This window comes from Promicromonospora sp. MEB111, assembly GCF_030209445.1.
GTDB lineage: Bacteria > Actinomycetota > Actinomycetes > Actinomycetales > Cellulomonadaceae > Promicromonospora.
In genome coordinates, this window is the sequence record NZ_JARVSD010000010.1 from 15,836 (window position 1) to 39,166 (window position 23,331).

At 74.6% G+C, this 23,331-nt stretch carries 15 protein-coding genes; 11 read left to right on the forward strand and 4 right to left on the reverse strand.

Annotated elements, in window-relative coordinates:
- The first annotated feature begins 108 nt into the window (after positions 1-108).
- The 5 genes from QRN56_RS11925 to QRN56_RS11945 all read left to right on the forward strand — a co-directional run bounded on the left by QRN56_RS11925 (position 109) and on the right by QRN56_RS11945 (position 4,649).
- Positions 109-423, forward strand: a complete 315-nt coding sequence (locus tag QRN56_RS11925) for an adenine nucleotide alpha-hydrolase family protein (protein WP_285103471.1) — start codon at positions 109-111, stop codon at positions 421-423.
- Between the two features lie 266 nt (positions 424-689).
- Positions 690-1,562 (forward strand): ABC transporter permease, encoded by an 873-nt coding sequence (locus tag QRN56_RS11930; protein ID WP_285103473.1) that lies wholly within the window; start codon positions 690-692, stop codon positions 1,560-1,562.
- A gap of 66 nt (positions 1,563-1,628) precedes the next feature.
- The gene (locus QRN56_RS11935) at positions 1,629-2,696 is read left to right on the forward strand and encodes an ABC transporter substrate-binding protein (RefSeq protein WP_285103475.1); all 1,068 of its coding nucleotides are present in this window, start codon (positions 1,629-1,631) and stop codon (positions 2,694-2,696) included.
- Complete coding sequence (locus QRN56_RS11940) at positions 2,693-3,523, forward strand: ABC transporter ATP-binding protein (protein ID WP_285103477.1); 831 nt, start codon at positions 2,693-2,695, stop codon at positions 3,521-3,523. The genes QRN56_RS11935 and QRN56_RS11940 overlap by 4 nt, the downstream gene beginning before the upstream one ends.
- A 100-nt stretch (positions 3,524-3,623) precedes the next feature.
- Positions 3,624-4,649 carry a Gfo/Idh/MocA family protein gene (locus QRN56_RS11945; RefSeq protein ID WP_285103479.1) on the forward strand — a complete coding sequence of 342 codons (1,026 nt, stop codon included), beginning with the start codon at positions 3,624-3,626 and terminating at the stop codon, positions 4,647-4,649.
- On the opposite strand, the gene QRN56_RS11950 is transcribed toward QRN56_RS11945, so the two are convergent.
- From QRN56_RS11950 to QRN56_RS11960, 3 genes are all read right to left on the reverse strand, one after another.
- Positions 4,622-5,227: a hypothetical protein gene (locus QRN56_RS11950; protein WP_285103480.1), complete on the reverse strand. Its 606-nt coding sequence runs from the start codon at positions 5,225-5,227 to the stop codon at positions 4,622-4,624. The two genes, QRN56_RS11945 and QRN56_RS11950, sit on opposite strands and share 28 nt — an antisense overlap.
- Before the next feature lie 209 nt (positions 5,228-5,436).
- The gene (locus QRN56_RS11955; protein ID WP_285103482.1) at positions 5,437-9,285 is read right to left on the reverse strand and encodes a S8 family peptidase; all 3,849 of its coding nucleotides are present in this window, start codon (positions 9,283-9,285) and stop codon (positions 5,437-5,439) included.
- Positions 9,286-9,461: 176 nt separating this feature from the next.
- On the reverse strand, positions 9,462-9,707 hold the full coding sequence (locus tag QRN56_RS11960; protein WP_182617375.1) for a hypothetical protein: 246 nt from the start codon (positions 9,705-9,707) through the stop codon (positions 9,462-9,464).
- Between the two features lie 114 nt (positions 9,708-9,821).
- Between QRN56_RS11960 and QRN56_RS11965 the strand changes: the two genes are divergently transcribed.
- From QRN56_RS11965 to recD, 6 genes are all read left to right on the forward strand, one after another.
- Positions 9,822-10,061, forward strand: coding sequence for a glycine zipper domain-containing protein (locus QRN56_RS11965; protein WP_285103483.1), 240 nt, complete (start codon positions 9,822-9,824; stop codon positions 10,059-10,061).
- A 91-nt stretch (positions 10,062-10,152) separates the two neighbouring features.
- Positions 10,153-11,019, forward strand: a complete 867-nt coding sequence (locus tag QRN56_RS11970) for a phosphotransferase (RefSeq protein ID WP_285103485.1) — start codon at positions 10,153-10,155, stop codon at positions 11,017-11,019.
- 64 nt (positions 11,020-11,083) lie between these two features.
- Entirely contained in the window at positions 11,084-11,323 is a 240-nt protein-coding gene (locus QRN56_RS11975; RefSeq protein WP_285103487.1) for a hypothetical protein, read from the forward strand.
- A gap of 75 nt (positions 11,324-11,398) precedes the next feature.
- Positions 11,399-14,806, forward strand: a complete 3,408-nt coding sequence (recC, locus tag QRN56_RS11980) for an exodeoxyribonuclease V subunit gamma (RefSeq protein ID WP_285103489.1) — start codon at positions 11,399-11,401, stop codon at positions 14,804-14,806.
- Complete coding sequence (locus QRN56_RS11985) at positions 14,806-18,234, forward strand: UvrD-helicase domain-containing protein (protein ID WP_285103491.1); 3,429 nt, start codon at positions 14,806-14,808, stop codon at positions 18,232-18,234. The genes recC and QRN56_RS11985 overlap by 1 nt, the downstream gene beginning before the upstream one ends.
- Positions 18,231-20,063 (forward strand): exodeoxyribonuclease V subunit alpha, encoded by a 1,833-nt coding sequence (gene recD, locus QRN56_RS11990; protein WP_285103493.1) that lies wholly within the window; start codon positions 18,231-18,233, stop codon positions 20,061-20,063. Before QRN56_RS11985 ends, recD begins: the two co-directional genes overlap by 4 nt.
- Positions 20,064-20,090: 27 nt before the next feature.
- Here the strand turns inward: recD and QRN56_RS11995 are convergent, their stop codons facing one another.
- Entirely contained in the window at positions 20,091-23,327 is a 3,237-nt protein-coding gene (locus QRN56_RS11995; RefSeq protein WP_285103495.1) for a BTAD domain-containing putative transcriptional regulator, read from the reverse strand.
- Positions 23,328-23,331: the final 4 nt, after the last annotated feature.

The following is a 23,331-nucleotide window of genomic DNA, read 5'->3' on the forward strand; positions in this document are numbered from 1 at the left end:
GACGGCAACCATTTGCCGTCTGGGGCCCGGCCGTGGCACGTTCTGACGCGCCCGGCAAGAGGTGGCAACACCTTGACCGCCCCTGGCGCGCCCGCCTCGAATGACGCCATGACCCTGCCTACCGACCTGCCCGACGTGCCGTCCGACGCGTCGTCCGACCCCGTCGCGGACGAGGCGGTCCAGGTCGAGGCCGCGGAGAGCGAGCTCAGGCGCCTCGGCCTCGAGGAGATCCGCGTGCGGCACCACGGAGACCTGGCGCGGCTCGAGGCGCCGCACGCCGACCTCGCGAGCCTGGCGGCGGAGCCCCTGCGCGGTGAGGTGCTGCGGGCCGTGCGGTCCGCGGGCTTCCGGTCGGTGGCCGTCGACCTGGAGGCCGTCACGGACGGCGCCACGGACGGCCCGACCGACCCGCGCGACGGCTGACCGACGGCCGGCCGGGCCGCGATGGCAACCGCCTGCCGCCGGGTGCGCACGGTGGCGGGGCAACAAGTGGCAACTCGTTGTCCGGCCCGGGCGCGGCTCATAGTGTCCCCGGTGACGAGCAGCCCCACAGGCCGGGGCCGCTGACCTGCTCTACCGACCGGCACCTCCCGGACGACGACGTCCGGCGTGCCCTGACCCGCTGCCCCACGGTGTCGACGTCGACCCGTGCGACGAAACGGAAAGAGCGAACTATGGAGGATCACGCCATGGTGACCACCCAGGAGGCCCGCCCCACGAGTTCGTCCAGGTCACGGCCGACGGCGCCGCCTGTCGGCGGCACACCGTCCGGGAGCCGGGTGCTGACGCTGCTTGCGGAGTCGTGGCGGCCGGCGGCGGTGCTGCTCGCACTGTTCGCGCTCTGGTGGTTCGTGGCCTGGCGCGAGCTGGTCCCCGCCTACCTGGTGCCCTCGCCCGGCGCGGTCGCGGAGACGATGGTCGCCGAGTGGGCGATGCTGCTGGAGCACACGTGGGTGACCACGCTGGAGACGATCGTCGGGTTCGTGCTCGCGGCCGTGATCGGCGTGGCGGCGGCCGTGCTGCTGGTCTACTCCAGGACGGCGGAGAAGTCCCTGTACCCGCTGATCCTCTTCGCCCAGGTGATCCCGAAGATCGCCATCGCGCCCATCCTGGTGGTCTGGTTCGGGTTCGGGATGACGCCGAAGATCGTCCTGGCCGTCCTCATCGCCTTCTTCCCGGTCGTGGTCTCGGCCGTGGCGGGGCTGCGCTCGGTCGACCCGGAGCTGCTGGAGATGTCCGCGACGATGGGCGCGTCGCGGTGGAAGACCTTCCGCAAGATCCGGTTCCCCGGGGCGCTCCCGCAGCTCATGTCCGGCCTGAAGGTCGCGGTCACGCTGGCGGTCGTGGGCGCCGTCGTCGGCGAGTTCGTGGGCGCCGACCGCGGCCTCGGGTACGTGCTGCTGCTCGCCAGCGGCAACCTCGACGCACCGCTGCTCTTCGCCGACCTCATCCTCATGTCGCTCATCGGCGTGGTCCTCTTCGTGCTGGTCGAGGTGCTCGAACGCCTCCTGATCCCGTGGCACGCCTCGCGGCGCGGCAACCTCGCGCTCGCGACGGTCTGACCCCGGCCCGCGCACTCTCCCGCGTTACCGCCGTCACCGTGGCGGCCCGACCAGAAAGGCTCTCCCGTGCGTGCTGACAACAAGCGTGGTGGCAACAAGCATGACGGCAGGATCCGTGGCCGCAGGACCGTGATGTCGCTGGCCGTGGCCGGCGTCGCGCTGGCGACGGTCGCGGCCTGCGGGCAGACCGCCGGGGGCGGGTCGGGCGAGCAGAACGCCGAGGGCCTGAGCGAGGTCACGGTGACGCTCAACTGGGTGCCGTACGGCGAGCACGCGCCGTTCTACTACGGCGTGGCGGAGGGGATCTTCGAGGACGAGGGGATCGACCTGACGATCCAGCCGGGCAACGGGTCCGGGAACACCGTGCAGCAGGTCGCGCAGCGCAACACCGACTTCGGGTGGGCGGACACCCCGCCGCTGGCGAACGGGATCAGCTCCGGCATGCCGGTGCGCAGCGTCGGCGTCTTCCTGCAGACCGGCCCGAGCTCGGTCGAGTTCTTCGACGACCAGGGCATCACCGAGCCCGCCGACCTCGTGGGCAAGACGGTGGGCGGCACCCCCGGCGACGCCATGTACGGCACCTTCCCGGCGTGGCTGGAGATCAACGGCGTGGACCCGGACGACGTGACCGTGGTCAACGTCGACGCCGCGGGCAAGATCGCCGCGCTGATCGAGGGCAAGGTCGACGCCATCCAGGGCTTCTACCACGACCAGGCGCCGACCATCGAGAACCAGACCGGCAAGGAGGTCTCGGCCCTGCCGTTCTCGGAGTTCGGCATGAACATGCTCGGCACCGGCCTCCTGGCGCACGAGGCGACGATCGAGAGCGACCCCGAGCTGGTCCAGGCGATGGTGCGGGCGACGTCGAAGTCGTTCCTCGCGGCGTCCGAGGACCCGGAGGCCGCCGTCGCCGCGATGGCCGCAGACGCGGAGCAGGCGCCGGAGGAGAGCGTGCTCGCGGCCCAGCTCGAGGCGACCATCGGCCTGCTCAACCTGGAGGCCGCCCCCGCTCCCGGCGTGAACACCGAGGAGCAGTGGACCGACACGCTGACGTTCCTGACGGAGAACACCGAGTTCGAGGGCGATTCCACCCCGGACGCCTACTGGGACGCGACCTTCGGGGAGGACCTGTGACGGCCACGACCGGGCCCACGACCGAGCAGAGCACGTCCGCGGGGAGCACCGACGCCGAGCCGATCATCGAGGTCGCGCACCTCACGCGGCGCTTCACGTCCAAGCGGTCGGAGACCGTCGCGCTCGACGACGTGTCGCTCGCCGTGCGGCCCGGGGAGTTCGTGACGATCGCGGGGCCGTCGGGCTGCGGCAAGTCGACGCTGCTCAAGATCATCGCGGGGCTGACGCTCGCCACGGACGGCGACGTGCGCTTGTACGGGCGGCCGGTGACCGGGCCGCAGCGCGAGATCGGCTTCGCCTTCCAGCGCTCGGCCCTGCTGGAGTGGCGGGGCGTGCGCAAGAACATCCTGCTCCAGGCCGAGATGCGTGGCATGGACCGGCGTCGGGCGGAGGAGCGCGCGGACCACCTCATCGAGCTCGCCGGCCTGACCGGGTTCGAGAGGGCCCTGCCGCACGAGCTGTCCGGTGGCATGCAGCAGCGCGTCGCGCTGTGCCGCGCCCTGCTGCACGAGCCCCGGGTGCTGCTCATGGACGAGCCGTTCGGCGCGCTCGACGCGCTCACGCGCGAGCAGATGAACATCGAGATGAACCGGATCTGGCGCGAGACCGGGACCACGGTGGTGCTGGTGACCCACTCTGTGCCGGAGGCGGTGTACCTGGGCAGCAGGATCGTCGTCATGAGCCCGCGGCCGGGCCGGATCGTGGAGACCCTCGAACCGGGCCTGCCGGAGCGCCGCGAGTACGGCCCGACGCTCGCCGACCCGCGGTTCACCGCGGCGGCCGAGCGCCTGCGGGAGCTGCTCGGCGCGAGCCATGCGACGGAGTGACCCGACCGGCGACGAGGCTGCGCCGCCGCCCGACGTGTCAGACCCACAGTTCACCGTGGTGACCTGTGGGTCTGACACGTCGGGGAGTGTTCCCCTCGGCGTGGGGATCGTCGGGATGGGCGGCATCGGGCGGATGCACGCCCTGGCGCTCGCCGAGCTCGGCGATCGGGCGCGCCTGGTCGCGTTCAGCGGCGGGGCGACGGCGGATGTGGTGGGCGGCGCCGTGCGGCTCGCACCGCACGACGTGATCGCCCGTCCCGACGTCGACGTGGTCGCGATCTGTACGCCGAGCGGCACGCACGCGACGCTCGCGCTGGCGGCGCTGGAGGCCGGCCGGCACGTCGTCGTCGAGAAGCCGCTCGCGCTCGACGTGGGCGACGCGCTGCGGGTCGCGGACGCGGCGCGCGAGCGCGGGCTGACGGTCTCGATGATCTCCCAGCGCCGTCTGGAGGCCGAGCACGTCGTGCTCAAGCAGGCCCTCGACGACGGCGCGCTGGGCGCGCTGCGGCTCGCGATGACGCACGTGCACTGGTTCCGCGACGACGACTACTACCGCGCGGCGGGCTGGCGGTCCACGGCGGCGCAGGGCGGCGGGTCCCTGATGAACCAGGGCGTGCACAACGTCGACCTGCTGCGCTGGATGTGCGGCCCGGTCGAGTCGGTGACGGCGCAGTCCGGCACGCTCGCGCACGCGATCGAGGCCGAGGACACGACCGTGGCGACCCTCCGGTTCGCCTCGGGTGCGCTCGGTGTGGTGACCACGACGACGGCGACACCGCCCGGGTTCCCCGCGACGATCGCCCTGTTCGGCTCCCGGGGCTCGGTCGAGCTCGGGCAGGGGGAGGTGCGGCGCTGGGACGTGCCGGGGGTGCCGGAGCCGGGGACGGGCGCGATCGCGAGCGGTGCGGCCGACCCGCTCGCGATCGGGCACGCGGGACACCTGGCTCAGTGGACCCGGATCGTCGACGCCCTGGAGACGTCCTCACCGGTGCCCGTCGGCGTCGACGACGCGCTGGAGACCGTCCGGCTGCTGTGCGCGATCCAGACGGCGGCGGCGACCGGGGCGGTGGTCCGGCCGGCGGACCTGGGCCGGACCCGTCAGTCCCAACCCGGACCGCAGTTGTGAATCATCCACACGGGGTTCCAGTTCGCGGTGATACTCGGTGCGCCTGACCCGGTGTACGGGTTATAGGTCGACGTGTGGGACCAGAGATTGTTGTAATAGCTCTGGCCCTTGAAATACGACGTCTGACCGTAGGTCTGCTTGTCGACGTACCATCCGTCGAGCTGCCAGTTGTGCACCTGATAGACATTGCACGCGTACAGCTTGAAGATCTTCCACGCGCTGTGCACCGGGTCCCACACGGCGGTGCAGAGGGTGCCGTTGCCGCAGCTGTACGTTCCGCCCGACCGCACGAGCTCGAACGACACCGACGGCGTGATGGTCGGCGAGACCGCCTGGATTCCGCTGCCCGTCCTGGCGGCCGCGGCGTCGCGCGGAGCGGGCGGAGCCTGGTAGAGCCGGTCGTCACCAGGCGTGTCGGAGAGCTCTGTCACCGCGCTCGCGCGCTCAGGCGTCTGGGCCGAGGCAGGGCCCGCGACGAAGAGCCCCAGCAGGACCGCGGCCGCTGCTGTGAATGCGGCGGCCCCCGTATGCAACTTACTCATGTCAACTCCTCCATTGTCGTTGTGCTCGGCGAGCACACCTGGAGGTTGTCACCCTGGAGAAATGGTTTCCATCACGTTCGGTCACGACCGAAGGTAGAGCGTGTCATTCGGTGCTGGCCGAATGGAATGTCCTCGTGCCTCCGGCACCCTCCGATATCGCGGGGCCAGTTGGTCTTTCGGAGGAGGTACGACGAAGGCCCCCGCCGCGAGGCGGGGACCTTCGTGCCGTGCCGGTGCCGGACCGCTCAGCGGCGGGCGTTCACCGCGAACGCGTCGATCACCGTCTCGGAGAAGGTGGCCCCTGCCGCGTCCCGCGCCTCGGAGCGCAGCGAGACCGTCGTCGACCCCGGCGGGGCCGTGATCGTGGCGGAGTACGTGCCGGACCTGTCGTGCCCGGGGCCGTGCCCCGACGCCCGGGTCACGCGCACGGGCGTCCAGTGCGCACCGCCGTCCGTGGAGGACCACAGCTTCAGGCTCGTGACGGGTGCGGCGCCGGCGGCGCCGTCCTGGTGCGAGACCTGGAGGTCCAGCGTCGTGGAGCGCCGGCTCGTCGTGTTGTACGCGTCCAGGCCCTGCACGCCGTAGTCGAGCTGGAGCAGCGGGAGCACCTCCGGGGCCTTGCTGCTGCCCGAGACGAAGCCCCACTCGGTCGTCACGTCCGTCGACAGCGGCCACCAGGGCGTGTCGCGGTGTGTCTCCAGCCGCAGGCGGAACCGCTCCTTGCCGGTGCCGACGTCCTGCGTCGCGTACGTGCCGTTGGTGTCATCCGTCAGCAGGCGGTCGCCCTGCCAGACCCGGAACCGGCCCGTGGAGGCCTCGTCCGGGCCCCACTCCTGGGCGTGGCCCTCGCCGTCGACCCGGTAGGGCAGGTCGATCCCGAGGGTGCTGCCGTCGCGGTAGACCGCGGCGTCCTGCGGGGCGGCCGGGGACTCCCAGAACCCGCCGTGGTGGACCTGGGCGTTGTAGGTCTCCTTCGGCTGCCGCCCGGGCTCGTAGGTCACCGCCGCACCGTCGATCCACGCCGGCCAGGCGTTCAGGCCCTGGGCGGCGGTGGAGCCGCGCTGGAACCGTACGCCGGGCTGGGTCGAGTAGTACACCGTGCGCCCGCTCACCGCGCCGCTGGTCCACGACTGCTGCCAGCCGCTCATCGTGCTGCCGCTCGTGAGGGTGAGCCGCTCGGCGTTCCGGAGCCCGGGCGCGAACGGCTTGAACGACCGCAGCTCGGTCTCGACCGCCGCGAGGTCCTTGGCCGAGGGCCGGTAGGTGAGCGAGCGGGGGATCGTCCGCCCCTGCTCGCTGTAGCCGAGCGCGTACTGGTAGGACGGCGTCGCGCGGCCCGTGCCCCGCAGCGTCGCGCCCCGGTGGGCGGCCTCGACGAGCTTGCGGCCGAGGTCGCGCTTCAGCGTCAGCGTCGGCACGGCCTGGTCGCTCATGGTGTTGATCGTCCGGTTGTCGACCTGGTGGTAGAACGGGCCCGGGGTGGACCCGTACACGATCACCGCCACGGCGCCCGCGTCCGCCGCGGCCTGCGACTGCGGGTTCAGCGTGAGGTCGCCGGTGTCCTCGACCAGCACGACGGCGCCGTCCGCGGGCACGGCGGCCAGCTCCTCGGGGGTACCCGTCCCGGCGTCGACGAGCCGCGCCGACATCCGGCCCGCGTACCGCGGGGACCGGACCGCGTGGCCCAGCTCCCGTGACACGTCGAGCGTCCTGCCGCCGCCCACGGCGGCGACGTCGAGCAACGGCTGGTCCAGCAGGTACCGCGACGTCACCGTGGTCTCGCCCACGAGCGGGCCGCCGTCGCGCAGCATGTACGCGGCCAGATCCATGCCGCCGGTGTAGTCGCCGGTGCTGAACGAGGTGCTCGTGATCACCGGGCCGCTCCGGCCCGGCAGGTCGCGGACCAGCTCCGAGGCCAGGGCGCGCGGTGCCACCTTCTTCGGCGTCTCCATGCGTACCGGCACGGCCCGGCTGCCGTCCAGCGTGAGCGTGGTGTCAGCGGCCGTCAGGTCGACGTCGCGCGTGAAGTTGACGACGCCGTCGAAGTAGGCCGCCGCCGGCGACACCGCGTCGAACAGCTGACCCTGGACCGCGTAGCGGCCGGCGGGCAGGCTCACCTCGGCGACGCCGTCGGTGAACTGGAACCACTGGTTCACGTCGGGGTCGTCGATGCCGTGGACCCAGCCCGCGTCCGGGTTGTCGGCCGGCCGGCCGCCGAGGCGGCTCGCCTCGATGCGCAGCGTGTACATGTCCGGGTCGATCTGGAACGCCAGCACGGTCCGCACGGCGGGGAACCCGGCCCCGGTCGCGCGGAGGACCCCGGCGAAGATGTCGGGCTCGTCGGAGCGTGGGTCGATGGTCACGTCCGCGGACGCGGAGCCGTGGGCGGGGATCGTCAGGGTGTCCGTGGACAGGGACGCCACGCCCGCGGGGACGGGCACGCCGTCGCCCGCGTTGACCGAGAGGGTGAGGTCCACGTCGACGGCGGTGTCGGAGTCGTTCGTGTACGTGACGGTCTGCGTGCGCGGCGTCTGGTCGGCGCGCGGCGAGTCGAACAGCCCGAACGAGAGCGAGGCCGGCGTCGCGTAGACCGCCTCGCCGATCGCCCCGGGCACCCAGGCACGGCCCGCGCCCTCGGCGAACACCGAGTTCCCCGCGGGCTGGGCCGAGCCCATGAGCACCGACTTCAGGGCCTCGCCGTCCAGCTCCGGCCGTGCCTGCTTGAGGAGTGCGGCCGCTCCGGCCACGTGCGGGGTGGCCATCGACGTGCCGGACATGGCGGCGTAGTGGTCGCCGACCGGCACGTCGGGGGTCGTCCCGGCGGCGCGGGCGGCGACGATCCCGTCGCCGGGAGCCGCGATGTCGGGCTTGATCGCGTAGTCGCCGGACCGCGGTCCCATCGAGGAGAAGTACGCGATGTCGTCGGAGTCCGTCACCGCGCCGACCGTCAGGGCGCTGTCCGCGGTGCCGGGCGTGGTGACCGTGAACGGGGTGCCCCAGTTGCCCTCGTTGCCCGCCGCGATGGTGACGAGGGTGTCGTAGCGCTCCGAGATCGAGTCGACGGCGAGGGCCGCGGGGTCGGTGCCGTCGGTGTACCCGCCCCGCACGCCCAGGCTCATGTTGATGACGTCCGCGTCGTTCGAGGCCGCCCACTCCATGGCGTCGATGGCCCAGGACTCGTCGCCCTCGCCCGCGTCGTTCAGGACACGGCCGTTCAGCAGCCGGGCGCCGGGCGCGACGCCGCGGTTCTCGCCGTCGGACGCCTCGCCGCTGCCCGCGATGATCGAGGCGACGTGCGTGCCGTGGCCGAGGGCGTCGTGCGTGCTGCCCGAGCCGGTGAAGTCCCGTTCGAGGGCCACGATGCCCTGGTCCAGGTCGGGGTGGGTGGTGTCGATCCCGGAATCGAGGACCGCGACCGTCACGCCGGTGCCGTCGATGCCGAGGTCCCAGGTGTCGGTCGCACCGATCTGGGGCGTGGAGTCGGCGTCGGACACCTCGAGCGGGGCGTCCAGCCACACCTTGCTCACGGTTCCGCCGTCCTCGACGGCGTCCACGAGCCCGCGGGCGCCGTCCGCCGGGACGTCGCCCGCGACCGCGTCGATCGACTCCAGGGTCCGGTCGACGTCGAGGTCGAGCGTCCGCCAGGTCGGCTCCGCCGACCGGGCCGCGCGGGCGGTGGTGGTCTGCACGATCACCGGCAGGCCGGTGTCCTCGCCCGCGTCCGCGTCCTGCGCCGCCTCGAGGGCGGTGACGTCGAAGAGTCGGAGGTCCAGCCTCGCCGGCACCAGGTCGGCGACGTCCGACGGGACGACGAAGTAGTGACCCGCCGCGTCGCCGAAGGCGGCGTAGCTGACCGGGCGCCCGTCGGGCCGGGGCGCGGCCTCGAACCCGACGGTCGGTGTCCCGTCACCGGCGGTGCTGGTGGTGACCCGGTCACCGGTGACGAGGACGACGTCGGTGTCCGGGACCGAGGGCGGGGCCTCCGGCGTGGCGGCCGCGGCCGGCGGCGCGGAGCCTTCGGCTGCCGCCGTGGGCAGGGCGCCCACGACGAGTGCGGCGGCGGTGGCCGCGACGACCAGTCTTCTTGCTCTCACAACGATCTCCCAGTGGTTCCGCAGCGGTACGGAGGGGTGGAACAGTCGCTGCAGACGCTGACAGGCCTGGGAGCCGTTGGTGTGACGTGCGTGTGTCGTAACGATTTCGATGTAGCCGGATGTTCCGGTCATCGACCGGTTCGTCCCGCCGGGTGGGGACGCCCGGGTGGGGACGCTCAGCGCAGCGTCGGCCCCTCCACGGGCACCGGCCCGTGGGCGCCCGAGCGCTTGATCTCCAGGTTGAGCGTGTTGCGCGACGTCGGGATGACGACGACCTGCGCCTCGCCGCCGTCGGTGTCGATCGCGCGCACGTGCAGGTGCCCGTCCTTGAGCTTGAGTGCGAACTGGTCGGCCCCGGCGACGAAGCGCACCTCGCTGTCGTCGGTGATCACGGTGGGTCCGGTGGGCAGGGTCTTCGGCATGGGTACAGCATGCCTCAGCGGCGGGGAGCGCCCGTCCGCGTCCACCCCTGGTCCGGCGCAAGATCAGCCTCCGGGGGGAGGACTCGCGTGCCGGTACCTGCTTACGTTGGGGGCATGGCACACACCGGACCGGACGACCAGGGTGGGGACGACACGGGCTCGACCTCGACCGCCGGCTGGAACTGGGGCGCCGGCGTCGCCGTCGGCCTGTGCATCGGGCTGACGCTCGGTATCGCGCTGGACAACCTCGCGATCGGCATCGCGCTCGGCGTGGCGTTCTTCCCGGTGTTCGCGATGATGCGGGGCACCACGGCGTCCGAGGACGAGACGGCCGGCGACGACGAGAAGCGGTAGCCGCCCGACGTCGCCGGCTCGGCGCGGTCCCGTACGACGTGATCCGCCAGCGGTCTGAATTGCCCTTGCCCGCCCGTGCCAGGATGCGACGGTGGAGATCACCGACGTCACGCGTGCGATCGCGGCTGCGACCTCCCTCGCCGCATCGCTCGACCTCCCGGCCGACGACGCCGTCGTGCTGCACGACTCGAACAAGCTCGCGCTGCGGCTGACGCCGTGCGACGTGTTCGCCCGGGTCGCCCCGGTGGGGCAGGAGGTCGCGCAGTTCGAGGTCGACCTCGCTCAGCGGCTCGCCGAGGTCGGATCACCGGTGGGCCGGTTGGAGCCCCGGGTGGACCCGCGGGTGCACGTACGCGACGGCTTCGCCGTGACGTTGTGGACCTACTACGAGCCCGTGACACCCGGCGCATCACCGGCCGATGTCGCCAAAGCGCTGGAGGAGCTGCATGCCGGCATGCGTGCGGTCGACGTGCCGAGCCCGCGGTTCACGGACCGGGTCACGGAGGCGGAGGTGATCGTCGCCGACCCGGACCGCTCGCCGGAGCTCGCCGACGCGGACCGCGTGTTCCTCGGCGGCAGGCTCGCGGACCTGCGGCGGGCGATCGAGGAGCGCGGCGCCGTGGAGCAGCTGCTCCACGGCGAGCCGCACCCGGGCAACGTGCTCAGCACGACGAGCGGCGCGTTGTTCGTCGATCTCGAGACGTGCTGCCGCGGACCCGTCGAGTTCGACCTCGCCCACGTTCCCGAGGCGGTCTGCGAGCACTACCCGGGCGTCGACCGGGAGCTGCTGGACGAGTGCCGGCAGCTCCTCCTCGCGATGGTCGCCGCCTGGCGGTGGGACGTCGACGACCAGTTCCCGCGGGGGAGGCTGTTCGGGGAGGAGCTGCTGCGCGTGCTGCGCGAGGGTGCTCCCTGGCCGACCCTCGACACGGTGGTCGAGCGCCTGGACGGCCGGTAGCCCGCAGGCCACGTGCCACGTGCCGGGCGCCGGGTCGGCCGGCCGGTCCGATAGCGTGCCCACCATGACGGAGACGCCGGGCGAGAACACCTTTGACCAGCAGATCGTGCAGCTCATCCCCGCCGACGGATGGGTGGCCGTGTACAAGGACGGAAAGACCGAGATGCGCGCGCCGTTGGTGGCCTGGGGGTTGCGGCGCGACGGGCAGGTCGTTCCGCTGGACACCAATCCCGCGGGCGACGTCGGCGACCCCCGGTCGACCGCCAACTTCGACCGCGTCGAACGGATCATCGGGCTTCGCTAGCGCCAGGCGGGGCCGGCGGACCCGCCGCAACGCTCGATGCGCCCCAAAGCCGACCGGGAGAGATACGTTGGCGTGATGGCGGTCGTCCTTCATCGTGCTCCGCGCACCGACCTGCTCGCGGAGGCACTGGGGGACCTGCTGGCCACGCCCCTGGAGGACCCGTTCGCGACCGAGGTCGTCGTGGTGCCCGCCCGCGGCGTCGAGCGATGGCTCGCGCAGCGCCTCAGCCACCGGCTCGGCGCCGCCCGCGGGCAGGACGACGGTGTGTGCGCGGGCGTGGACCTGCGGTCGCCGGGCTCGCTGTTCGCCGAGGTCACGGGCACGCGCGACGACGACCCGTGGGCGCCGGACGCGCTGACCTGGCCGCTGCTGGCGGCGATCGACGCGAGCCTCGACGAGCCGTGGGCCGCGCTGCTCGCCCAGCACCTCGGGCACGGGATACCGGGCGAGGAGGGTGACCTGCGGCGCGGCCGCCGGCTGTCCGTCGCCCGCCGGCTCGCGCGGCTCCTCGCGGGTTACGCCGCCCAGCGCCCGGCGCTGGTCGCGGACTGGGCCGCGGGCCGCGACACCGACGGGTGCGGGCGCGCGGTCCCGGCCGACCTCGCGTGGCAGCCGCCGCTGTGGCGCGCCCTGGCCGAGCGGGTCGACGCCGAACCGCCGCACGCGCGGCACGCCGCCGTCGTCGAACGGCTGCGCGCCGCACCCGGGGCCTTCGACCTGCCCCCGCGCCTGTCCCTGTTCGGCCACACCCGCCTGGCCGCGAGCGAGGTGGACCTGGTCGGCGCGCTCGGCGCCCACCGCGACGTGCACCTGTGGCTGCCGCACCCCTCCGCGCCCCTCTGGTCGGTGCTCGAGGACCTCGGCGGCCCCGTCGACCGGGCGCGGGACCGTTCCCACGAGCGCGCCGGACATCGGCTCCTGGCCACGCTCGGCCGCGACACGCGCGAGCTGCAGCGCACGCTGTCCGCGATCGAGCTGCGCGACGAACCCGTCGCCGCGGCGGACGACGACGGCGGCACCGCCGGCGACGAGGAACCGCCGTCGACCCTGCTGCGGATGCTGCAGCACGACCTGCGCGCCGACGCCGTGGGCGACGCCGGCGCACGGCTCCTGGACCCCGCCGACCGGTCGGTCCAGGTGCACGCCTGCCACGGCCCGGCCCGGCAGGTCGAGGTGCTGCGCGACGTGCTGCTCGGCCTGCTGGCCGACGACCCGGCGCTCGAGCCGCGCGACGTGCTCGTCATGTGCCCCGACATCGAGACCTACGCGCCCCTGGTCACCGCCGCCTTCGGCCTGGCCGACGTCGTCGGGCCGCACGGCCACCCCGCGCACGGCCTGCGGGTACGGCTCGCCGACCGGGCGCTGGACCGGACCAACCCGCTGCTCGCGATCGGGGTCCGTCTCCTGGACCTCGCCGGCGGCCGGGCGGGCGTCGGCGACGTCGTGGACCTGGCCCACGCCGATCCCGTGCGCCGCCGCTTCGGGTTCCGCGACGACGACCTGGAACAGCTCGCCCGCTGGGCGCGCGAGACCGGTGTGCGGTGGGGGTTCGACGCCGCGCACCGCGCCGACCTCGGCCTGGCCGACTACGGGTCCGGCACCTGGCAGGAGGGCCTGGACCGGCTGCTGACCGGGGTAGCGATGTCGGACGACACGGGCACCTGGCTCGAGCGCGTCCTGCCGCTGGACGACGTCGGCAGCGGGCAGGTCGAGCTCGTCGGCCGCCTGACCGAGCTCGTGGAGCGGCTCCGGGACGTCACCGACGCGCTCGTGGGCGGGCATCCGCTGGAGCACTGGCTGACCACGCTCGAGGACGGCGTCGCGGCGCTCACCACCGTGCCGGCCGCCGACGCGTGGCAGCTCGCCCAGGTGCGGCGCGAGCTGGCCCGCGTGCGCGCCGACGCACCCGACCCGGCGGTGCCCCTGCGGCTGCCGGACGTGCGCGCGCTGCTCGCCGACCGCGTGGCCGGCCGCCCGACCCGCTCCAACTTCCGCACCGGCACGCTCACCGTGGCCACGCTCGTCCCGATGCGGTCGGTGCCGCACCGCGTCATCGCCCTGCTGGGTCTCGACGACGGGGTGTTCCCGCGCGTCGGCATCACCGACGGCGACGACGTGCTGGCCCGCGAGCCGAGGACGGGCGAGCGCGACCCGCGCAGCGAGGACCGGCAGCTGTTCCTCGACGCGATCCTCGCCGCGACCGGGACCCTCGTGGTGACCTACAGCGGCGCCGACGAGTACTCGGGGCAGGAACGGCCGCCCGCGGTGCCGCTGGGCGAGCTGCTCGACGCCCTCGACGAGACGGCCCGGACGCCCGACGGGCGCCCGGTGTCCCGAGCCGTGACCGTGCGCCACCCGCTGCAGCCGTTCGACCGGCGCACCGTCGAACCCGGCGCCCTCGTGCCCGGCACCGCCTTCACCTTCGACCGCGCGGCCCTGGCGGGGGCCCGGGCCGCGGCCGGTCCGCGCACCCCGGCCGGGCCGTTCCTCGCCGCGCCGCTCGCACCGGCGGCGCTCACCGGGTCGGGCGACGGCGTCGTCGCCCTCGACGACCTGCTCGCGTACTACCGCTCGCCCGCGGGCGGGTTCCTCGTCCAGCGCCTCGACGTCGGCCGCTCCTGGGACGAGGAACCGCTCGACGACGGCCTGCCCGTCGAGCTCGACGGCCTGGGCCGCTGGGCCGTGGGGGAGCGGGTGCTGCGCGACGTGCTGCACGGCACGACGCCGGAGGACGCCGTCCAGAAGGAGTGGCGCCGCGGCCAGCTCCCGCCCGGCCGCCTCGGTTGGCGCCCCCTGGTCCGCGTCGCCGAGGAGGTGGGCCCGCTCGCCGACGCCGCCTCGGGGCTGCGGGCGAGCCCCGCACGCGTCGTGGACGTCGACGTCGACCTGCGCGACGGGCGCAGCCTGCGCGGCTCCGTGCCCGGTGTGCACGGCGACCGCCTGGTCGCGGTGTCGTACGCCCGGCTCGGCGGTAGGCAGCGCCTGCAGACCTGGATCCGGCTGCTGGCGCTCGCGGCGTCCGACGACGACCGGCCCTGGGTCGGCTACACGCTCGGCCGGCCGACCAACCCGCGCTCGCGCCAGACGTGGCAGGGATCCCGGCTGGGGCCGCTGGACCATACGGCCGTGGACCTGCTGCGTGACCTCGTCGCGCTGCGCGACCGCGGGCTCACCGAGCCGCTGCCCCTGCCGGTCAAGGCGTCGGCGCTCTACGCCGAGGCACGCCGCAGCCGCGCCGACCCCGCCGAGGCGTGGTTCCGGGCCGGGCAGACCTGGACCGGGCAGCGAGGGCCGGGCGGGCGCCTCGACGGCGAGGGCGCCGAACCCGAGCACGTCCGCGTCCATGGCCTCGGTGCCCCGCTGCCCGGGACCGACGAGGAACCGCGCTCCGGCGAGGAGCAGCCGGGGGAGACCACCCGCTTCGGCGCGCTGGCGATGCGCGTCTGGAGCCCGCTGCTGGAGAGCGAGAGGTTCAGCGAGTGATGGACGGCTTCGACGGCGTCTTCGACCTGGCCGGGCCGCTGCCGCGGGACACGGCGCTGCTGGAGGCCAGCGCGGGCACCGGCAAGACCTTCGCGATCGGCGCGCTCGTGACCCGCTACGTCGCCGAGGGCGTCGTGCCGCTCGACCAGATGCTCGTGGTGACCTTCGGCCGCGCCGCGACCCAGGAGCTGCGCGACCGCGTGCGCGGCGCCCTGCTGCGCGCCGAGCGCACCTTCGCCGCCGCCCTGGCGGGCCGCGACACCGGCCCGGTGGACGCCGTCCTCACGGCGCTGCTCGACGTCGACGGCGCCGAGCGGGCCCTCCGGCACCGGCGGCTGGCCGACGCCCTGGCCGCGTTCGACCACGCCACCATCGCCACGATCCACCAGTTCTGCCAGCTTGTGCTGCGCTCGCTCGGCGTCGCCGGGGACACCGAGCCCGGCGCCGAGCTGGTCGAGTCCCTGACCGAGCTCACCGTCGAGGTGGTCGACGACCTCTACCTGCGCCGGTACGGCAGCGACCCCGAGCCACCACCGTTCGACCGGGCCTGCGCCCTCAAGGTCGCCACGGCAGCCGTCGAGGACCCGCGCGCCGCGCTCGCCGACGCGGACCCCGACGACGCCGTCGGCTCGGCGCGCGTCTCCTTCGCCCGCGCGGTGCGCGCGGAGATGGAGCGGCGCAAGCGGCGGCTCGGCATCCTGTCCTACGACGACCTGCTCGGCCGGCTCGCGGACGCCCTGGACCCGGCAGCGGCCGACGGCGGCGCCGCCGTCGGCGCACGCATGCGCGAACGCTGGAAGGTGGTGCTGGTCGACGAGTTCCAGGACACCGACCCCGTGCAGTGGCAGGTGCTGGAGCGGGCGTTCGGTACCGGGCAGCCGGGGGCGCAGCCGGCGGCACCTGCGGCGCGGACGCAGGCCATGGTGCTGGTCGGCGATCCCAAGCAGGCCATCTACGCCTTCCGCGGCGGCGACGTCGTCGCCTACCTCGATGCCGCCCGGGGCGCGACCACGCGCGCGACGCTGGGCAGCAACTGGCGCTCGGACGCGCCGCTGGTCGACACCCTGGGGGTGCTGCTGGGCAACGCGGCGCTCGGCCACGACGAGATCGTGGTGCACCCGGTCACGGCGGAGGGCGGGGGCAGCCGTCTGGCCGGTGCGCCGCACCCGGCGCCGTTCCGGCTGCGGCAGGTGCTGCGCGACGGGCTGCCCCAGTACAAGGGGCTCGTCAAGGCCGCCCCGGCACGCGAGCACGTCGCGACGGACCTTGCCGCGGACGTCGCCGGCCTGCTCGCCTCGGGCGCGACATGGGACGGGCGCCCCCTGGTGCCCGGCGACGTCGCCGTCCTGGTCTCGGCGCGGACGCACGGCCGGCTCGTGCAGGACGCGCTCGCCGCGCGTGGTGTGGCGGCGGTCATGCCCGGCGGCGACGTGTTCGAGACACCGGCCGCCGACGAGTGGCTGACGCTGCTGGAGGCGCTGGAGTCCCCGCACCGCTCGGGCCTGGTGCGGGCCGCCGCCCTCACACCGTTCCTCGGCCGCACGGCTGCCGACCTCGTCGCGGGCGGTGACGCGGGCGGTGACGCGGGTGGTGAGGCCCTGACCGCCCGAGACGCCGACACCCTGCGCGGCTGGGCGCTCCTGCTCCGCCACCGGGGCGTGGCCGCCCTGCTGGAGGCCGCCGAGGAGCGCGGGCTGAGCAGCCGGGTGCTGGCCCGGGCCGAGGGCGAACGGCTGCTGACCGACGTCCGCCACCTGGGGCAGCTCCTGCACGAGGTGAGCGCCGCCGAGTCGCTCGGCCTGACCGCCCTGCTGGCCTGGTTCCGCGGCGAGCGGCGCCGCACGGGCACGGCCGAGCGGCCCCGCCGCCTGGACTCGGACGCCGCGGCCGTGCAGATCGTCACCGTGCACGGCAGCAAGGGCCTGCAGTACCCGGTGGTCTACCTGCCGTTCGGCTACGACAACTACGCGCGCCCGGTCGAGATCGCGCTCTACCACGACGAGCGCGGCGCGCGCACGATCGACGTCTCCGGCTCCGGCGCGCCGTGGGACGCCCACTGCGCCGCGCACCGCGCCGAGGAGGACGGCGAGGAGCTCCGCAAGCTCTACGTGGCCCTGACCCGCGCGCAGTCGCAGGTCGTGGCGTGGTGGGCGCCGACGTCGAGCACCCCGACCAGCGGGCTGCACCGCCTCCTGTTCGGCCGCACCCCCGGCACCCGGCAGGTGCCGGCCACGCAGCCGGTCAAGGACGACACCTACGCCACGCGGGTGCTGGGGCTGCTCCAGGAGCTGGGCGGACCCGCCGCCGAGCTCGCCGTGCCCGCCGCGGCGTCCGCCCCCGTCCCCGCGGACCGGCACGCGCCCTACGAGGCGCGGGCCTTCGACCGCACCGTCGACACCGGATGGCGGCGCACCTCCTACAGCGGGCTCGTCGCGGCCGGCGAGGCCGTCGCGGGTGCGGGTGCGGGTGCGGGTGCCGGCGCGGGGGTGGGCAGCGAACCCGAGGCCGCCGGCACGGACGACGAGCCGGACGCTCCCGAGACCGACGCCGACGAGCCGGCCGCGCCCGACGGCGCTGCGGCGTCGCCCATGGCCGACCTGCCCACGGGCGCCGCCTTCGGGTCCCTGGTGCACGCAGTGCTGGAGCACATCGACCCGTTCGCGGCCGACCTGCGCGCCGAGCTGCTGGAACACGTCACCGAACAGCTGCGCTGGTGGCCCGTGCAGGCCGACCCGGTGGCGCTCGCCGACGGGCTCCTGCCGCTGCACCGCACGCCGCTCGGCCCGCTGGCCGGTGGCCTGACGCTGGGCGAGATCGGCCGGGCGGACCGGCTCCGCGAGCTGACGTTCGAGCTGCCGCTGAACGGGGGTGACCTCGTCGGTGGTGGGCTCGGCGGCCCTGCCGAGCCGAGGCTGGGCGACCTCGCGCCGCTGCTGCGCGCACTCCTGCCCGCCCACGACCCGCTCGCCGCCTACGCCGACCGGCTCGACCAGCCCGCCCTGGGGGACCAGACGCTGCGCGGCTACCTCACCGGCTCGATCGACGTCGTCCTGCGGCTGCCGACCGGCCGGTTCGTCGTCGTCGACTACAAGACGAACTTTCTCGGCCCCGCCGTCGCCGACTACTCGCGGGACCGCATGGCCGAGGCCATGCTGCACTCGCACTACCCGCTGCAGGCCCTGCTGTACGGCGCGGTGCTGCACCGCTACCTGCGCTGGCGGCTGCCCGGCTACGACCCCGGCACCCACCTGGGCGGGGTGCTCTACCTCTTCGTGCGCGGCATGGCCGGGCCGGACACCCCGGACGCGGGCGGCGCTCCTGGCGCGGTCGGCAGCCCCGCGGGCGTGTTCTCGTGGCAGCCGCCGCCGGCGCTGCTGGTCGGGCTGTCGGACCTGCTCGCCGGCGTCGCGGGCCCGGAGGCCGCATGACGCCCGCGATCGAGCGCTGGACCAGCGACGACCCCCACGACGCCCGCCGGGCGCTCGGCGCGACCGGGCTGCTGCGCACCTTCAACGACGCCGGTGTGCTCACCGCCGCCGACGTGCACGTCGCGCGCCGCACGGCCGACGTCGTCGGCGAGGACGACGAGGCCGTGCGGCTCGCCGTCGCGCTCGCGGTGCGCGCGGTACGGCAGGGCTCGGTGTGCGTGGACCTGGGCGGGTTCGGCGACGGTCCCGACGAGGTGACGCTGCCCTGGCCCGCGGCCGACGGCTGGCTCGACCGGGTGGCCGCGAGCCCGCTGGCCGAGCGTTCGGTGGTCCGGGCCGACCTCGGCCTGCTCTACCTCGACCGCTACTGGCGCGAGGAGCGGCAGGTGCGCGACGACCTCGCCGCCCGGCTGGTGGCGCCCGCGCCCGCCGTCGACGACGCCCTCCTGGAGGACAGCGCGGCGCGGCTGTTCCCCGGCGACGCGTACGCCGAGCAGCGCGCCGCGGCGCTGTCCACCGCGCGTCGCCTGACCACCGTGCTCACCGGCGGCCCGGGCCGCGGCAAGACGACGACGGTCGCCGGCCTGCTCGCCCTGCTGGCGGAGCAGGCCGAGCACGCCGGCGGACGTCGCCCGCGCATCGCGCTCGCCGCCCCGACCGGCAAGGCGGCCGCACGGATGCAGGAGGCGGTGGCCGAGGCGCTCGGCGCCCCGCCGAAGGCCGGTGCGCGTGCGGGGGCCGGGCGGCCCGGGTTCACCGCCGGCGACCGGCGCCGGCTCGACGGCCTCCAGGCGGGCACCCTGCACCGGCTGCTGGGGTGGCGGCCCGGCTCGACCACCCGGTTCCGGCACGACCGCGCCAACCGCCTGCCGCACGACGTCGTGGTGGTCGACGAGACGTCCATGGTCTCGCTCACGCTCATGGCTCGGCTGCTGGAGGCCGTGCGCCCCGACGCGCGGCTCGTGCTCGTGGGCGACCCCGACCAGCTCGCGTCCGTCGAGGCCGGTGCCGTGCTCGCCGACCTGGTGGCCGGGCTCGGGGAGCACGACGACGGCGTCGTGACGGCCCTGCTCACCGACCACCGGTCGGAGAGCTCGGCGATCACGCGACTGGCCGCCGCGATCCAGGACGGTGACCCGGAGGCGGTGCTCGCGGCGCTGACGGCGGGCGACGGCGTCGTGGAGCTCGTGCACCCCGACGACACGGTGGCGCTGGCCGGCGTCCAGGACGAGCTGACCCGGCACGCGCTCGACGTGCGGGGCCTGGCGCTGGCCGGGGACGCCGCCGGGGCGGTCGAGCTGGCCGAGCGGCACCGGCTGCTGTGCGCCCACCGGGAGGGCCCGTGGGGCGCGGCGCACTGGAACCGGCTGGTCGAGCGCCGGCTCGGCGAGGCCTCCGGCGCCTACCTCGGCGCCGCGGTGGGCGCCGAGTGGTACGCGGGCCGGCCGGTGCTGATCACCGCGAACGACTACGGCCTGGGCCTGTTCAACGGCGACACCGGGGTGGTGGTCGCCGACGGCGAGAACCTGCGCGCCCACCTCGCCGGCGGCGCGTCGTTCGCCGTCTCCCGGCTCGGGGACGTCGAGACGCTGCACGCCATGACGGTGCACAAGAGTCAGGGCAGCCAGGCCGAGACCGTGACGGTGCTGCTGCCGGACGAGACGTCGCCGCTGCTCACGCGCGAGCTGTTCTACACCGCGGTGACCCGGGCGCGCCGTCGGGTTCGGGTGGTCGGCACGCCGGAGGCGGTGCGGGCGGCGGTGACGCGGCGGGCACGGCGGGCGAGCGGGCTGGCCGTGCGGCTGCGGGGCGACCCGCCGACGGCGTAGGCACGCGGGGGAGGGCCCCGCGCAGGATCAGGCGTGCTTCCGGACGGCCAGCACGTGCACCCGCCGTGCCTCGACGACGACGGACGTCGCGTCGCACGCCTCCGCGAGGACGGCGGCGCGCGCGGCCTCGTCCGTCGCCTCCTGGGTCTTGCCCAGCCGGAGGTGCGCGCTCGCCAGGTGGGCACGTGCCCGGGCCTCCCACGACCGGTAGCCGTGTGCGGTCGCCAGCGCTGCGGCGTCGGTCAGGATGGCTGCTGCCTCGGCGGTGTGCCCGCTGGCCAGGAGGCTCATGCCCAGGCCGTCACCGGTGATGACCTGTGCCCTGGGGTCGTTCAGCCGGGATGCGGCGGCGTGTGCCTCGCGGGCGGTCTCGACCGCTTCGGTGGGCCGGCCGGTCTGGGCGAGGAGCCTGCCGAGCTCGTCCAGCGTGGAGAGCTCCCCGCGGGTGTGGCCGCGTCGGCGGAATCCGCGGAGGACGTCGTTGAGCTGGGCCTCCGCGGTCCCGGTGTCGCCGAGGAGCCGCAGGGCGCTGGCGAGGTTGCCGCGGATCGTCAGGTCGGCCACCTCGCGCTTGTTGCCCTCGCTGATGCGCAGCGCGGCGCGGAACGAGTCGGCGGAACGGACGAGCTCGCCCTGTTCCAGGTAGGTCATGCCGAGCCCGTTCAGGGCGAGGGCGCGGGTCTGGCTCTCGGGCTCGGTCTGGGACAGCGTCTGCTCGAAACAGGCCGTGGCCTCGACGAGCCGGCCGGCCTCGTAGTGCTCCCAGCCCACGTTGTGCGCCAGGTAGGCGACGGCGTCGGTCCAGCCGCAGAGCTCGGCGAGGCGGGTCGCGCGGACGGTGTCCGCGTGCGAGTCGTCGATGCGTCCGTGCGCCCAGTGGGCGTAGCTGCGGGAGATGTACATCGCCGCACGTGCCTGGTCGTCGCCGGTCCGGACGGCCGCCCCGAGGCCGGCTTCGGCCAGGTGCTCCCAGCTGTCGAACCGGCGGAGCAGGAGGTATCCGCGGAGCTGGTCGACGAGCCGCCAGACGTCGGGACCACGATCGGGGTCGTCGGCCGACGAGGTCGCCAGGGCCAGCATCGACGGGTACTCCAGGTCCATCCATCTCATGGCGGCGTCCTCGTCGCCGAACACCGCGGTGCGGTCCGGGTGGCCGGTCAGCCGGAGCAGGTGCGGGTGGATCCAGTCGACGGCCGCGGTGGCCCGGTCGAGGTACCAGCGCCGGAGGCGGCTCTCGGCGTCGGGGACGCGGTCGGCCGTGGTGAGCTTGCGCCGGGCGAACAGCCGCAGCAGGTCGTGGCTGCGGAACCGGTCGGCGGCGTGCTCGGTCAGCATGTTCGCGTCGAGCAGCTCGTCCAGCGCACGGGCAGCCGTCCCGTCGCCCACCAGCACCTCCGTCGCCTCCGTGCCGAAGTCGATGCCGGGGTGGAGCGACGACATCCGGAACACGCGTTGCGCCGTGCGGGAGAGCTCCGTGTAGCTGAGCTCGAAGCTGTTCCAGAGGCTCGACGTCCCCACGGCGAGGTGGTCCAGACGGTCCTGCCCGTCCTGGAGCCGGTGCACCAGGTCCGCCGGCACGAGCTGCCGCCGGCTCCGCAGCTGCGCGGCCGTGATCTGCAGGGCGAGCGGGAGGTCGCTGCACAGGCGCGCCAGCTCGTCGAGAACCGCCGCGTCGCCCCCGTCCGACGTCGTCGTCGCGGCCGCCAGCAGACGGACCGAGTCGGTGCGGTCGAGCACGTCCAGGCGGACCAGGACGGCGCTGTCGAGCTCGGGCAGCAGACTTCTGCTGGTCACGAGCACGTCGCTGTCGCCGAGGCCCGGGATGAGCGGGCGTACCTGGGCCGCGTCCCGGGCGTTGTCGAGCACGATCAGCATCTTCCGGTCCGCGAGCCGGCTGCGGAACAGTGACGCCGCCTCGGGCAGGTCCGCGGGCGGCGTCCCGGGGCCCGTGGCACGCAGGAAGCGCTGCAGGATCTCCAGGGGCGGGACGGGAACACCCGCGGCGTCCTGCAGGTCGGCGAACAGCTGACCGTCGGGATACCGGTCGTGCGTCTCGTGCGCCACGGACAGGCACAGGGCGGTCTTCCCGACGCCTGCGGCGCCGCTGACCACGACGGGCACGTTGCCGCCCTCAGGGCCGCGGTCGAGCGCCGCCGTGATGCCGGAACGCTCGTCCGTGCGTCCCACCAGGCGCGGCGGAGCCGCGGGAACCTGCCAGGGGACCGAGGCCGCGGCGGCGGACTCGTCCGTCCAGCGCTGCCGCAGCGCGTCCAGGTGCGCGGTGCGCAGCCGCTCCCCGGGGTCCACGCCGAGCTCGGTGGAGAGTGCGCGCCGCGTGGACTCGTACCGGCCGAACGCCTCCGCCTGGCGTCCCGCCGCGGCGAGCGTCTGGATCAGCGACGACTGGACCACCTCGTCGAGCGGGCGGCGGTCCGCCATGGTCGTGAGCGGCACGACGGCGTCCTCGGGCACGCCGAGCTCACGGGTGATCCTCGCGTACGACAGCAGCGCCGCGACGTACTCCTCCTCGATCGCCGCGATCCGGTCCGGTGACGTCACGAGGTCCGGGTCCGGACCACCGCGCCACAGCGAGACGGCGGCAGCGAGGGCCTCCTTCGCGCCGCTCGTCGCCCCTGAGCGTTGCGCATGCCCGGCGAGCTCGCGGAACGTGAGCAGGTCGAGCTGGTCGGCCGGGACGAGGAGCCGGATACCGGCGCGGTCCTGCTCCACGACGGGCTGCCGGTCGTCGGAGTCCTCCAGCAGGCGACGCAGGCGGGTGAGGTGGATGTTCAGGGCCGCTGTCGTGGTCGAGGTCTCGCCCGGCCAGAGTGCTGCCACGAGCACCTCGCGGGGTACGGGCGACCCCGCGGCGACCGCCAGCTCGGCGAGCAGCACCTGCTGCATCCGGGACCGCAGGGGGATCCGTGCCTCACCCCGATGCAGCAGCAACGGCCCGAGAACACCGATGTGCACGGTTCCGGGACCCGCCGTCGTGCCACCGGACCGGGACCGTACGAGCGCCTCGTCGAACCGCTCGCGCAGCCGGTCTGCCTCCGGGCCGGCGAGCCCGAGGGCCGCGATCAGGGCGGCGACGGACTCCCGTCGGGGACGGCGGCTGCGCCCCTGCTCGATGTCCCGGACCGAGGCGAGACTCACCCCGGAAGCCCCGGCGAGCTCGCGCTGGGTCAGCCCGCCGGCCTCTCGATGCCGGCGGAGCAGATCGCCTGCTGAGTCCCGGACCCTCTCGACATCGGACGACGGCACGCCG